This window comes from Rhodanobacteraceae bacterium (assembly GCA_016713135.1).
Classification (GTDB): domain Bacteria; phylum Pseudomonadota; class Gammaproteobacteria; order Xanthomonadales; family SZUA-5; genus JADKFD01.
On sequence record JADJPR010000003.1, the window covers coordinates 186,883 to 200,448 of the forward strand.

The 13,566-nt window shown below is 66.5% G+C and carries 9 protein-coding genes and 1 pseudogene; 6 read left to right on the forward strand and 4 right to left on the reverse strand.

The features are described 5' to 3' along the window. Position 1 precedes the first annotated feature (1 nt). The 6 genes and pseudogenes from hflX to ltrA all read left to right on the forward strand — a co-directional run bounded on the left by hflX (position 2) and on the right by ltrA (position 7,960). Positions 2-1,312: a GTPase HflX gene (gene hflX / locus IPK27_05055; protein ID MBK8067001.1), complete on the forward strand. Its 1,311-nt coding sequence runs from the start codon at positions 2-4 to the stop codon at positions 1,310-1,312. Between the two features lie 131 nt (positions 1,313-1,443). Continuing rightward, the gene (gene hflK, locus IPK27_05060) at positions 1,444-2,538 is read left to right on the forward strand and encodes an FtsH protease activity modulator HflK (protein MBK8067002.1); all 1,095 of its coding nucleotides are present in this window, start codon (positions 1,444-1,446) and stop codon (positions 2,536-2,538) included. Between the two features lies 1 nt (position 2,539). Beyond that, positions 2,540-3,400 (forward strand): protease modulator HflC, encoded by an 861-nt coding sequence (hflC, locus tag IPK27_05065; protein MBK8067003.1) that lies wholly within the window; start codon positions 2,540-2,542, stop codon positions 3,398-3,400. A 16-nt stretch (positions 3,401-3,416) separates the two neighbouring features. Then, the gene (locus IPK27_05070; protein MBK8067004.1) at positions 3,417-3,602 is read left to right on the forward strand and encodes a DUF2065 domain-containing protein; all 186 of its coding nucleotides are present in this window, start codon (positions 3,417-3,419) and stop codon (positions 3,600-3,602) included. Between the two features lie 207 nt (positions 3,603-3,809). Then, positions 3,810-5,108: an adenylosuccinate synthase gene (locus IPK27_05075; GenBank protein MBK8067005.1), complete on the forward strand. Its 1,299-nt coding sequence runs from the start codon at positions 3,810-3,812 to the stop codon at positions 5,106-5,108. Positions 5,109-6,756: 1,648 nt separating this feature from the next. After that, positions 6,757-7,960: pseudogene (gene ltrA, locus IPK27_05080) on the forward strand (group II intron reverse transcriptase/maturase). Positions 7,961-8,112: 152 nt separating this feature from the next. Here ltrA and IPK27_05085 read toward each other — a convergent pair. From IPK27_05085 to IPK27_05100, 4 genes are all read right to left on the reverse strand, one after another. Next, positions 8,113-9,771 (reverse strand): autotransporter domain-containing protein, encoded by a 1,659-nt coding sequence (locus IPK27_05085; protein ID MBK8067006.1) that lies wholly within the window; start codon positions 9,769-9,771, stop codon positions 8,113-8,115. After that, positions 9,672-11,741 (reverse strand): DUF11 domain-containing protein, encoded by a 2,070-nt coding sequence (locus IPK27_05090; protein MBK8067007.1) that lies wholly within the window; start codon positions 11,739-11,741, stop codon positions 9,672-9,674. Before IPK27_05090 ends, IPK27_05085 begins: the two co-directional genes overlap by 100 nt. Positions 11,742-11,874: 133 nt before the next feature. Continuing rightward, the gene (gene psd / locus IPK27_05095; GenBank protein MBK8067008.1) at positions 11,875-12,747 is read right to left on the reverse strand and encodes a phosphatidylserine decarboxylase; all 873 of its coding nucleotides are present in this window, start codon (positions 12,745-12,747) and stop codon (positions 11,875-11,877) included. 3 nt (positions 12,748-12,750) lie between these two features. After that, a complete protein-coding gene (locus tag IPK27_05100; protein MBK8067009.1) occupies positions 12,751-13,395 on the reverse strand; it encodes an SCO family protein in 645 nt (214 codons plus the stop codon). Between the last annotated feature and the right edge of the window lie 171 nt (positions 13,396-13,566).

Sequence of the window (13,566 nt, forward strand, 5' to 3'; positions counted from 1 at the left end):
GTTGTTTGAGCGTTCCAAGCGGGGCGAGCGGGCACTGCTGATCCAGCCGCGCCGGCATGGCGTCGAGTTCGATGCCGCCGCGGCCGAATTTCGCGAACTGGCGCGCTCGGCGGGCGCCGAGGTGGTGGCTGAACTGGTCGCGCGCATCGACAAGCCGCATCCGGCGCTGTACGTCGGCAGCGGCAAGGCGGAAGAGGCCAAGGCGCTGGTACAGTCCGCCGGCGCGGACCTGGTGCTGGTCAACCACCAGCTCACGCCGATCCAGGAACGCAACCTGGAAAAGCTGCTCGAATGCCGCGTGGTCGACCGCGCGGGCCTGATCCTCGACATTTTTGCCCAGCGCGCACGCAGCCACGAGGGCAAGCTGCAGGTAGAACTGGCGCAGTTGCAGCACATGGCCACCCGCCTGGTGCGCGGCTGGACCCATCTCGAACGCCAGCGCGGCGGCGCCATCGGCCTGCGCGGCCCCGGCGAAACCCAGCTGGAAACCGACCGCCGGCTGCTCGCCGAGCGGGTCAAGATCCTGAAAGCCCGCCTGGAAGTGGCGGTCAAGCAGCGCGAGCAGGGACGCAAGTCGCGCGAACGCAGCCAGCTGCCGGCGATCGCGCTGGTCGGCTACACCAACGCCGGCAAGTCGACCCTGTTCAACGCCCTGGCGCGTTCGGACGTCTATGCCGCGGACCAGTTGTTTGCCACCCTGGACCCCACCGTTCGGCGCGTCGGCGGTTTCAGTTTCGGTGCGGTGACCCTGGCCGACACTGTCGGTTTCGTGCGCGACCTCCCGCATGAACTTGTCGCTGCGTTCAAGAGCACCCTGACCGAGGCGCGCGAGGCGGATTTGCTGCTGCATGTGATCGACGGCGCCGATCCGCTGATGCCCGAGCACATCGCCCAGGTCGAGGCGGTGCTGGCCGAGATCGGCGCCGGCGAGATCCCGCAGATCCAGGTGATCAACAAGATCGACGCCTCCGGCGCCGAGCCCAAGGTCGAGGCGATGACCGGGCGCGTGCGTTCGCGGGCCTATGTGTCGGCGGTGACGGGTGCTGGCCTCGATCTGTTGCGCGGGGCCATCGAGGCCGAATTCGGCGCCGAACGCGTGCAGCGCAGCCTGCGCCTGGGTTATGCCGATGCCGGGCTGCGCGCGCGCCTGATCTCGCTGGGCGCGGTGCGCGCCGAGAGCGATGTGGAAGGCGAGGGCTGGGATGTGGAGATCGATCTGCCGCGGCGCCTCGCGCTGCAGCTGGCCTCGCTCCCCGGACACCAGGGAGAACTGGTGCGCACCCAGTTGCTCGCGACCGACGCCGGTGAATGAACGCTACGGTGACATCGGATCGGCTATTTTCGTCACATACCTTGAGCTTGTCCTCTGGCGCCCCCATCGCGTCCGGTCGACGCAACCCTTGAATCACGAGGCCGCCAGCGGCTTCTCCGGAGTGAATACGGATGGCTTGGAATGAACCAGGCGGCGGACGCCGCAATCCCTGGGGCGATGGTGGCGGCGGTGGCGGCGGCGGCCAGCCGCCCGACCTCGAGGAGATGATCAAGCAGATGAAGCAGCGCATCACCGGGCTGTTCGGCGGCGGGCGCGGCGGCGGCCGTCCGGGTGGCGATGCCGCAATCAGCGGCGGCGGCCTCGGCTGGCTGATTCTGGGCCTGCTGGCGATCTGGGCGGTGGTCGATTCCTTCCACATCCTCGACCAGCGCGAGCGTGGCGTGGTCCTGCGTTTCGGCAAGGTCGACCGCATCCTGGAGCCCGGTCCGCGCTTCACCCTGCCGCGGCCGATCGAGCGCCTGGAACGGGTCGACGTGACCCAGGTGCGCTCGATGAGCAGCCGGGTCGCGATGCTGACCCGCGACGAGAACCTGGTGAACATCGATTTCGCGGTGCAGTACACCGTCAGCGATGCCACCAACTTCCTCTTCAAGGTGCGCGATGTCGAAGAGACCCTGGCCCAGGTGGCCGAGGCCGCGGTGCGCCAGGTCGTCGGCAGCCGTTCGCTGGACGATGTGCAGGTTGGCAATCGTCTGGAGTTCACCAGCGAGGCGCGCGAGATCATGCAGCGCCTGCTCGACAGCTACGAAGCCGGGATCAACGTCAGCATCATCAACTTCCAGGACGTGATGGTGCCCGAGCAGGTCAAGGACGCCTTCGACGATGCGATCAAGGCGCGCGAAGACGAGCAGCGTGTGATCAATGACGCGCGTGCCTACGCCGCGGACGTGGTGCCCAAGGCCAATGGCCGCAAGGCCCGCGTGATCGCCGAGGCCAACGGCTACAAGGAATCGGTGGTCACCCGCGCGCAGGGCGACGCCAAGCGCTTCACCCTGCTGGCGGAGCAGTACCGCGCCGCGCCGGAAGTCACCCGCAAGCGCCTGTACCTGGAGACCATGCAGGACGTGCTGTCGCGCTCGCCGAAGATCCTGATCGACGGCGACAAGGGCAACAACATGCTGTACCTGCCGCTCGACAAGCTGGTGCCGCCGCCGGCACAGCCCGAGCGCGCCGGTGCCGCGATGAGCAGCAGCGAGGGACGCTGAGATGAAGAACCTGATCCTGCCTGTCGTTATTGCGCTGGTGCTGCTGCTTGGCTCCAGCGTGTTCACCGTGCGCGAAGACCAGTACGCAGTGCTGTTCCGCCTGGGCGAAATCCAGCGCATCGACTTCGAGCCCGGCCTGCATTTCAAGATGCCGCTGGTCAACAACGTCATCAAGTTCGACCGTCGCATCCTGTCGCTGGACACCCAGCCCGAGCGCTTCCTGACCAGCGAGAAGAAGGACGTGCTGGTGGACTCGGTGGTCAAGTGGCGCATCGACAACGTCGAGGACTACTACACCGCCACCCGCGGCGACGAACTGCGCGCGCAGCAGACGCTCGGCCAGATCGTCAAGGACCGCATGCGCGACGAGTTCAACAAGCGCACCCTGCAGCAGGTGGTGGCCGACCAGCGCGACGAGATGATGGCCAACCTGAAGACCGCGTCGAACGCATCGGCCGCGGCGCTGGGCATCACAGTGGTCGATGTGCGGATCAAGCGCATCGATTTGCCGGAACAGGTCACCGATGCGGTGTTCGAGCGCATGCGCTCGGAACGCGCGCAGGTCGCCAACGCTCTGCGTTCGAAGGGCGCAGAAGTGGGCGAGCGCGAGCGCGCCGAGGCCGACCGCAAGGTGGCGGTGATCCTGGCCGAGGCCGAGAGCCAGGCGCAGCAGATCCGCGGCGAGGGCGATGCGCTGGCCGCCGAGATCTACGCCAAGGCCTATTCGACGGACCCCGAGTTCTACGCCTTCCACCGCAGCCTGGAGGCCTACCGTCAGAGCTTCAAGGCGCAGGGTAACGTTCTGGTGCTTGACCCGGACTCCGAGTTCTTCGAGTACTTCAACAAGGACAAGAAGCCCTGATCCGGCCGCTGCCCCAATGAATGATCTGTGGGCCGCGCTCGCGCTGGTGCTGGTGCTGGAGGGCATCTTGCCCTTTCTCGCGCCTGCTCAGTGGAAGCAAGCGATCAGCCAGATCGCACGGGCCGACGACGCCACACTGCGCATGATCGGCCTGGGCTGCATGGCGGTCGGGCTGGTGTCGCTGTGGTGGGTGCGCGCCTGAGAGCGGTGTGGGTGTTGGTCGTTGGTGTTGGATGATGCGCGGGGTCCGGGTGAGTCGGGCGCATTCCTGTCGCTGGACGCTGGTTGGAGCCGCGACGCCTTTTCCAACACCTGCAACCCACACCAACACCAGCCTCAAGCGCTGTTCCATTCAGCCGCTTTAAGCTAGCTTGCGCCCCATTCCCCACTCGCCATCCGAGGTCCCACCGTGGCCAAGTCCGTCGTCGTGCTCGGCGCCCAATGGGGCGACGAGGGCAAGGGCAAGATCGTCGACCTGCTGACCGAGCGCGTGCGCGCGGTGGCGCGTTTCCAGGGCGGCCACAATGCTGGCCACACCCTGATCGTCAATGGCAAGAAGACGGTGCTGCACCTGATTCCGTCAGGCATCTTGCGCGACGGCATCGAGTGCCTGATCGGCAACGGCGTGGTGCTGTCGCCCGAGGCCCTGCGCACCGAGGTCGCCGAACTCGAAGCCACCGGCGTCGCCGTGCGCGAGCGGCTCAAGATCAGCCCGGCCACGCCGCTGATCATGCCCTACCACGTCACCCTCGATCAGGCGCGCGAGCGTGCTTCGGGCGCCGCCAAGATCGGCACCACCGGGCGCGGCATCGGCCCGGCGTACGAGGACAAGGCGGCGCGCCGCGGCATCCGCCTGTCGGACTTGTTCTACCCGCAGGAGCTCGCCGACAAACTGCGCGCGGTGATGGATTACCACAACTTCGTGCTGACCCAGTACTGGAAGCTGCCGGCCTGCGACTACCAGCAGGTGCTGGACGACTCGCTGGCCTTCGCCGAGTTCGTGCGCCCGATGGTGGCGGACGTGGCCAGCATCCTGCACAAGGTGCGCCGCCAGGGCGGCAACATCCTGTTCGAAGGGGCGCAGGGCAGCCTGCTCGACATCGACCACGGCACCTATCCCTTCGTTACCTCGTCGAACACCACCGTCGGCGGCGCCTGCTCCGGCACCGGCGTCGGCGCGCGCGATCTCGACTACGTGCTCGGCATCATCAAGGCCTATGCCACCCGCGTGGGCGGCGGCCCGTTCCCGAGCGAACTCGACGATGCCGTCGGCCAGGGCCTGCGCGATCGTGGCCAGGAATACGGCGCCACCACTGGTCGCCCGCGACGCTGCGGCTGGCTCGACGCCGTTGCGGTCCGCCGCACCGTGATGATCAACGGCATCAACGGCCTGTGCGTCACCAAGCTCGACGTGCTCGATGGCGAGCCGACCGTGCGCGTGTGCGTCGGCTACCGCTACCGCGGCCAGGAAACCGACCAGGCCCCACTGGACGCGGCGGGCTGGCACGAATGCCAGCCGGTGTACCAGGACTTCGAGGGCTGGACCGAGAGCACCCGGGGCGCCAAGCGTTTCTCCGACCTGCCGCGAAATGCTCAGCGCTACCTCGAAGGCGTCCAGGACCTGGTGCGCTGCCCGATCGCGTTGGTGTCGACCGGGCCGGACCGGACGGAGAACATCGTGCTGCAGGATCCCTTCGCCGAGTTCTGAGCCGTCGGCGCTGGCGCGCCGCCGGCGAGGCGTGGGTCGTCGCTGGCGCGTCGAGGGAACCAGGCGCTGTGGGAGCGGGCCACGCCCAAAGGCTTGCGCTTGGTAGTTCCTTGCTGTCGCTTCGGCATTTGTGGGAGCGGGCTCCGCCCGCGATCTCTGCTGTCGTTGTCGCTTAAGCCCTTGTGGGAGCGGGCTCCGCCCGCGATCTCTGCTGTCGCTGTCGCTGTCGCTGTCGCTGTCGCTGTCGCTGTCGCGGTGGCTGTCGCTTAAGCCCTTGTGGGAGCGGGCTCTGCCCGCGATCTTTTCGCTGTCGCTGTCTCTCTTTGCTTGTCGCTTCAAGGTCAAGGGCAAGAGCGTTTCGGCCTGACGGCCGAGTGTCTTTTCTTTGAGTGGCCAAAGAAAAGTCACCAAAAGAAAGGCCACCCCGCGTCCGCGCCCCGTGTGCGTCGTGCACACGGGGTCCCCTGCGGTGCTCACGAAGCGCAGGCCGCTGCAGCTCGCACGTCCCTGTGCTCGGACATGCTCGCTTTCCCCCTGCGCTTCGCTCCGCTCCTCGGCGCTCCCGAGGGGCCCCGGGTTCCTTCGACCCGGCTTCCTGCCTGGTTCTTGAGGTGTGGCGGGTCAGCAGGCTTGCGGGTCTTGAGCGGAGGGAAGCCACAGCCAGAAGCGAAGCCACAGCCAGAAGCGAAGCCACAGCCAGAAGCTACTGGTCTGCTACAAACGCTTCGCTCTCGATACTGGCCGAGGACCACAAACTAAGAGCTCGCCTCGAAGACCAGGCAGGAAGCCGGGTCGAAGGAAGAATGGGGTCCCCTGTGGAGCGCCGAGGAGCGGAGCGACTTGCAGGGGAAAGCGAGCATGTTCGAGCACATGGATGTGCGAGTTGCGCAGCGGCCTGCAAGGCGCGAGCACCGCAGGGAACCCGTGTGCACGATGCACACGGGGCGCGGAAGTGAGGTGCCTTCTTTCTTGGTTACTTCTTTCTGGGCAAGCAGAAAGAAGTGACTCGGCCGTCAGGCCGAAACGCTTTTGCTCTTGAAGCGAAAAGCGAAAAACGAAAAGCGCAAAGCGCAAAGCAAAAAAGCGCAGAGCGAAGAGCAAAAGATCGCGGGCAAAGCCCGCTCCCAGTGCCCGTGAGCGCACTCACACCACAGTGGAAGTCCGTCGGGTAAGCCAGTCCCCGTAGCTGAAGGTAACTGCGTCGCAGCGATGCGGGGTGGAGAGCACCGCAGCGAACTGGCGGTCCGTAGGTTGACGAACTCGATCGGCGTGGAACGGCGACGAGCTGGCTGGGAGAAGGCGAAGCTGGAAGTGACTGGTCACGCTGATTTGGCTGCTAAAGCGATGGCCGGGCCGTCCGCGTGGTGGGGGGGAACGCGAGGAGGGGGGGGGGGGGGGAGACCTGTGGCCGTGGTGACGGTCGCAGGAGTCAGAGTCCTGGTAGTACCGTGTCGGCATCGTGGGGAAATGGCTTCGCTGTCGGAAGGCAGCGACATCGCGCTGGGGTGCCGGGTCGACGCAGGAAGCGGGACAGGAAGGTGGAGGCGGGAAGTTTGGGATGAGCGGAGAGCGGCGAGCGGCGGCAGGGATCGCAGGGGCGTGAACCGGCCGGAGGATTGGGCCTGGGTAGACCGCGCGGACGGAGCGCATGTTGGCGGCGCTGGGCAACGGCGTCCGAGGAGGCAAGTGGTTCAGTTTGATCGACAAGGTATATCGACCGGCGACGCTGCGATCGGCCTGGCAACAGGTGTTGGTGATCGCGGCGCGGCGGGAGTCGATCGAGTGAGTGTGGAGCGGTTTGCGGGGCATCTGGATCGGTACTTGGGTGAGTTGGGGCAGGAGCTGGAATCGGGGGCGTTATCGGCCGCTGCCGGTACGTCGGGTGGAGATCGAGAAGGCGGACGGCAAGTTGCGTCCGCTGGGTATCCCGACGGTCCGCGACCGCGTGGCGCAAGCGGCGGTGAAGCGGGTGATCGAACCGATTTTCGAGCAGATGTTTGCGCCGACGAGTTTCGGGTTCCGCCCCGGACGCGGCTGCAAGGATGCGCTGCGAGTGGTCGATGGGCTGCTGCAGGCGGGCCACACGCATGTGGTGGATGCCGACCTGAAAGGGTACTTCACAGCATTCCGCACGACCGGTTGAAGCAGAGGTTGGCAGGCACATCAGCGATAGTCGCTTGTTGGCTTTGCTGGACGGCTGGATCGAACAGGACGTGGTGCAGGAGCTGAAGCGCTGGAAGCCGACGAGCGGCACGCCGCAGGGTGCGGTGATCAGTCCGCTGCTGGCGAATCTGTACCTGCACGATCTGGACGTGAAGCTGGCTGGGCTCGGCCTGTCGCTGGTGCGCTATGCCGACGATTTCGTGATTCTGTGTCAGCAGCGGAAGCGACCCAAGCGCTGGAGGTGGTGCGCGCATGGGTGGCGGCGGAAGGCCTGCAGCTGCCGGACAAGACGCATGTGGGCGACTGCCGGATTGCGGGCCAAGGCTCCGAGTTCCTGGGCTACCGCTTCGAGACGGGTCGGCGCTGGGTACGCGACAAGAGCCTGAAGGCGCTGAAGGCGAAGATCCGCAGCAAGACGCGGCGGACCGAGGGCAACAGCCTCAAGCAAATCGTCAGCGGGCTGAATCCAATGTTGCGCGGCTGGTTCAACTACTTCAAACACGCTCAGCGTGGAATCTTCCGCATCCTCGACGGCTTCCTCCGTCGTCGGTTGCGGGCACTTCCGCAAACAAGACAAGCGACCGGGGGCCGGCCACTGCAGGCCACCACCGCTGGCCAAATGCCTTCTTCGCTGCTGTCGGACTTTCACCATGACCGAAGCCCGACACGCGGCGAGCCAATCCCGATGAGGAAACCACCAACTGGAGAGCCGTATGCGGGAGAACCGCACGTACGGTTCGGAGGGCGGGGAGGCGCGAGCCTTCCCGACCCCTATCAAAGTGCGGGTCGCCGCGCGGTGCAACGCGACACTCCGTCGCGCTGCGCGCATCGATCGAGTTCGTCAGAACTCGAACCTGCCCCCCAGGTTCAGAGTCCCCCGGTCGAAGTCATCATTCCCGAAGGTATGGCGGTAGGACATGAAAGCCTGGCGCCCGTTGCCCATCAGGTAGACGAAGCCCAGCCCTGCGGTTCCGTAGCTCTGGTCGGGGTTCTCTTCGCGCAAGATGAACAGATTGCTGGTATTGCCATCGACCAGGTAGGCCTCGGCCGCAGCGTCGTCGCTGTTCTCGTTGTTGAGGCTCAAGTCGAGCTGCGGCATCAGCACGCCGTTGCTCAGGCTGATCGCGCGGGCCACACTGACGCCGAGGGCGAACTGCAGGGTATCGAAGCTCTGCTCGCCGTACCCGACGTTGTACTCGTCGGCGCCGGTTTCCTCGAAGGCGTCGATGTCGCTGCGGGTGTATCGCAACCCGGCATTCGGGGTGACGCTCCACGTGCCGTAATTCAGGTGGTAGCCAATCGAGGTGGCTGCCGTGAACTGGCTGGCGTCGGTGTCGCCAGTGGCGGTCGCGCTGAAGCGGTCAGGGCCGAGCTGGAAGTCGATCCGGCGGGTCTGGTCGAGGCTGCTGTTGCCGTAGGTCAGGCGCGAGTCGATGTAGAAGCGGTCGTTGACGTAGTAGGAGCCATAGCCGGTGAACAGCAGGCTCTTTGCGTCCAGCTGGCCGTCGCCATTGACGTCGGAATCGTAGTTTGCGTAGCCGATGGCGCCGCCGAACACCGCGCGGTTGCTCAGGCGGTAATCGACGCCGGCGGTGATCCCGCGCGAGTCGTAATCGACGCCGACGCGGCCCTCGGCGAGGGCTTCGTCCTGCTCGCCGCTGCCAAGGTTGCCGTTGATGAAGAAGCCCCAGGGACTGGCCAGGCCGCCGTCCTCACCGAAGCCCAGCGCCGCCTGCAGCGCGTCGCCCACCAGCGCCAGCGGGATGGTCTGGCTCCCGCTGGTGACCGTCAGCCCGGACAGGCTGAAGCCACCGCTGCCGCGCCGCAGTTCGTTCAAGCGGGCGTCGACGTTGAAGAACTGGGTGGCGGCGATCTCGCGCATCACCAGGGTCTGCGCCAGAACCTCGTCCGGTGCAATCTCGCGCAGGGCCTCGGTGACTTCGCCGGTGCGACCATCGTCCGCGGCATCGATCAGCGCCTCGCAGGTGTCGGCCAGCGCGGTCGAAGGATCGGCGCACTCGTCCGACAGCACGGGCACGGAGGATCCGGACGCCATGTCGACCACCGAATCGTCGAGCAGGTCGGCCAGGTCGTCAGCATTCCGGTCATCGATCCGGGTCTGTTGCGTGGAGCGGTTGTTCGCCGGATTCGGATCGATGGTGGTCGCGCTGACCACGCCTTCATTGCTGAGGGTCTGGCCGCTGGTCGGCGCGCGCACCACGATGGTTGCTGCGGCCGATGCACCAGCCGCCAGGTTTCCGCCGAATGCGCATTCCACCGATTGGCCGTTGTTCGCGCAGGTAAATCCGTTGCCACTGGCGCTGACGAAGGACAGCGCCGCCGGCAGCGTGTCGCTGACACGTACGCCACTGGCGGCCTCCGGGCCCGCATTGCTCACGGTCAGGGTGTAGCTGAACTGCGCAGCCGCGGTGACCGGGTCGGCGCTGTCGGTCTTGACGATGGCGAGATCGGCGCCGCCCGACTGATAGGGCACGACCACGTTGATCTGGTTGTTGCCGGAGTTCGGGTCAGAGGTGCTCGAAGCCACCACGAAGCGTGCATCGGCGGTGCCGGTTGCGCCGGGCCGCAGCCGGGTCTGCACGCGGATCTCGGCAGACTGGTTCGCCTGAAGGCCTGCGGAGCGCTGGCACTGAGAGTCTGACCGGCGACCTGGCAACTCCAGCCGCTGCCGCTGCCGCCGAGCAGTTCGAAGGGCGCCCCGAGCGTGCCGGTCAGGCGCGGAGCGGCGGCGACATCGGGGCCGGCGTTGCCAATCTGCACCTGGAACTCGACCGTGCCACCGGTACGCGCTGACGCCGGGATCGCCTGTGCATTCACGCTGAGATCTGCGCGTGGCTCCGGCGGCGGGGGCGGTTCGGCGCTGATCGTGGTGGTCTCGCTGTCGGCGTTGTTGCCGCTCGCGCTGTCGACCTCATTGGCGCTTACACTGGCGCGGTTGGTGATGCTGCCCGCCTGATTCGGCGCCCTGACCTGGACGACGATCCGCGCGGCGCTGGCGCCGCCAGCGAGCGGGCCGCTCAGGGTGCAATCGACTGCCGCGCCTCCGCTGCAGGTCCAGCCCTCGCCGCTGGCGGAGACCAGGGTCACGCCGGCTGGCAGCGGATCGCTGACGCGCACACCAGTGGCGGCGCCGGTACCCAGGTTGCGCACATCGAGGTGATAGGCGAACGCGGCATCGGTGAGCACCGGATCGGCGCTGTCGGACTTGGCAATCTCGAGGTCGATCGGCGCCTGAGGCGGAGGCACCACATCGACGCTGACCGACGCGACAATCGGTGTTTCGCTGCCGCGAGCGGTCAGGCGCGCGGTATTCACCAGCGAACGCGGTGACGTGGATGCGCGAACTTCAATCTCGAAGCTGCTGCTGGTGCGTGGAAGCAGGGTGCTGCGACGGCAGTCAACCGCATTGCCGGTCACGCTGCAGTTCCAGCCATCTCCCGCGGCAGACAGGACGGCGAGCCCGCTAGGGACATTGTCCAGCACGATCAGACCGGTAGCGGAACTGGCCCCGTCGTTGCCAGCAGTGATGGTGTAACGGAACACGCTGTCGGTGGTCACCTGGGTCGCGCTTGCGGTCTTCGCCAGAGTCAGCCTGGTGGGCTGTTCACCTGCCGGCGCCTGCAGCACCCACGTCCGCGGAATGACGGTCAGGCTGCCGCGCAGCCCAGTGCCCGGTCGGACCTCATCGCAGCGCAATGTGGCAGTAACCGCCGTGGTGCGGAGCAGCGCCGTCAGGCTCATCGTTCGCGGGGTGGTCGTCGTGCCCACGAAGGTGAACAGGGTGCTCTGGAAGCCGCTGAAAGTTCCCGGCACTGTCTCGCCGGTCACGCTGCAGTTCTTGAACTCAGCCGTGGCCTCCGCGCCACTGCCCAGGCCACCGCTCGGGGTGACGCGGATCGTCGCCGTGGCTTGATTTCCGACGACGGGATTGGCGGAAGTGAAGCTCACCGTTGAATTGGCCGCGGGCAGGTAACTCAGATCCGGCGCGCGCGGCGGATCGCCGGCGGGGCAGGTCACGGGCCAATTGCGGATCTGTCCGGTGCTGCCGCCGGGTGATTCACTGCACACCAGCGTGGCCGTCCGCGACGCGAAGCCCGAGGTGCACCCGAGCGCCAGGGTTCGCTGCGGCGAGCCCGGGAGGAAGCTCTGCGACGATGGTGCCACACTGAAAAAGCCCGCATCCGGTCCGGTGTAGGTGCAATTGAGGCCGATGGTGGCAAAACTGCCGCTGCCCATGCCGCCCGTGGCCGTGACCGAGATCTGCGCGCTGCCGTTGCTGCCGACTACAGTTATCCCGCTGAAATTGATGGCTGTATTCGGAGTCGGCGCATAGGACAGCGTTGGCGGAAATACGTTTCCTTCGATCTGTGCCTGCAGCGGCGCAGTGCCGGTCGCGAACAGCGCCAGCGCACACAATGCCGGGCGGAGTGAAGGCAGGGAGGCGTACATCGGGCGTTTTCCTCGGACAGCAGCCTACGGTCGGCGTTGCTTCCGATTGTAACGTCGAATCGGCGGCTTGCGGGCCGATTCGCCCACAAAATCTGATGTTTCACCTTCGATGTGTACTACAAGGATCTGAATCTCAAGGATTCGTTCCTGGGGCAGGCTGCATGCGCTGGCCCATTTGAACGCGGCAGCCCTCCGTCAGGGTCGAAGTCCAGTCGCCGAAGCCTGCGGCCGTCAGCACGATCGCAGTCGAGCCCATGTTGAAGCGGCCGAGTTCGGCGCCGATGTCGAAGCGCGGCGCATTGGTGCCGGTGTACTCGCGCACGCGCACCTGGTCGGCGTAGGGCGGGGTGACTTCGCCGTCGAACACGGTCTCGATGCTCGAAACGAAGATTGCGCCGACCAGCACCACCGCCAGCGGGCCGCGCCCGGTCTCGAAGATCAACGCCAGGCGTTCGTTGCGGGCGAACAGTCGCGGGATCGATTCGGTGGTCCACGGCGCCACGCTGAACAGCCGGCCGGGGACGTGGATCGCGCGCACCAGGCGGCCGGCGAAGGGCGCATGCACGCGGTGGTAATCGCGCGGCGACAGATAGACCGTGGCGAAGCCGCCGCCGGTGAAGGCCGCGGCGTCCTCATCGCGTCCGCCGAGCAGTTCGGCGACGCTGTAATCCATGCCCTTGGCCTGCACGATGCGGCCGTCGCGAATGCGCCCGATCTGCGAGATGGCGCCATCTGCCGGACACACCAGGGTATCGCCGGCTGATTCGATCGGCCGCGCATCCGGCTTCAGCGCGCGGGTGAAAAAGGCGTTGAAGCTGGGGTAGGACTCGGGGTCCGGATTCAGGGCCTGGCTGAGGTCGATCTTGTAGATCCGGCTCAGGGTGCCGATCAGCAAGCGCTTCCACGGGCGCCAGGTCCAGCGCGTGGCGTAATAGACGATGCGGGACAGCAACTGGTGCGGCAGCAACATCTGCAGGGCCACACCGAGGTCGCGTTGCAGGGACATGGGTCAATCCTTGGGCGAGGTCAGCGCAGCGAGATCCTTCGCGATCACATCCGCCTGGTGCGGCGGACGGATGATCGCGTGCAGCTGGCCTTGCGGGTTGATGAGCAGCAGCGAGGCGCTGTGGTCGATGGTGTAGTCGAGCGGCCCGGAGCCGGTCGGCACCTTGACGTAGAGCACGCCCAGTGCACGCGTGAGCGCACCGAGCTGTTCCTGGGTGCCGGTGGCGGCCTCGAAGGCGGGATCGAAGAAGCGCACGTATTCGCCGAGCTTGGCGAGTTCGTCGCGCTCCGGGTCCACAGAGACAAAACTGACCGCGACGTTGGCTTCCGGGCGTTGCTGGCGCAGGTTGGCGAGCGCCGCCTTGGTCGTCGCCAGCGTGGTCGGGCAGACGTCCGGGCAATTGGCGAAGCCGAAGAACACCAGCCGCCAGCGGCCGCGCCAGTCGGCCTCGGTGAGCGGGCTGCCGTCGCTGCGCTGCAGGGTGAAGGCCGGCAGCGGTTTGGGCTGCGGATACAGCAGGGTGCCCGCCAGCTGCGGCTGGTTGGCGCCGGGCGCGAACAGCTTCTGACTGGCGAGGTAGCCGCCAAGGCCGGCAACCAGCGCCAGCGCCACGATGATCCAGGGGATGCGTCTTTCGAGTGTGCTCATGCGCCGCAGTATAGGCAAGCGCTTCCGCCATGCCGCGTGTATGTCGTGCCCGGCGTGTCCCGCATTCAGCCGGGCGATGTGCGGGCAGCGCTGCGCCTGCGGCCAACGGGTAGTGCTCTCTCGGCGTAATCGATGCGAACATCGGCCAACCATTTCGTTTGAGGACGAGCC

Bases quoted from the DNA above. Each gene is read 5' to 3' on its own strand.
- IPK27_05100 (MBK8067009.1), bottom strand. From the start codon at position 13,395: ATGAGCACACTCGAAAGACGCATCCCCTGGATCATCGTGGCGCTGGCG.
- psd (MBK8067008.1), bottom strand. From the start codon at position 12,747: ATGTCCCTGCAACGCGACCTCGGTGTGGCCCTGCAGATGTTGCTGCCG.
- hflK (MBK8067002.1), top strand. From the start codon at position 1,444: ATGGCTTGGAATGAACCAGGCGGCGGACGCCGCAATCCCTGGGGCGAT.
- hflC (MBK8067003.1), top strand. From the start codon at position 2,540: ATGAAGAACCTGATCCTGCCTGTCGTTATTGCGCTGGTGCTGCTGCTT.
- IPK27_05090 (MBK8067007.1), bottom strand. From the start codon at position 11,741: ATGTACGCCTCCCTGCCTTCACTCCGCCCGGCATTGTGTGCGCTGGCG.
- IPK27_05070 (MBK8067004.1), top strand. From the start codon at position 3,417: ATGAATGATCTGTGGGCCGCGCTCGCGCTGGTGCTGGTGCTGGAGGGC.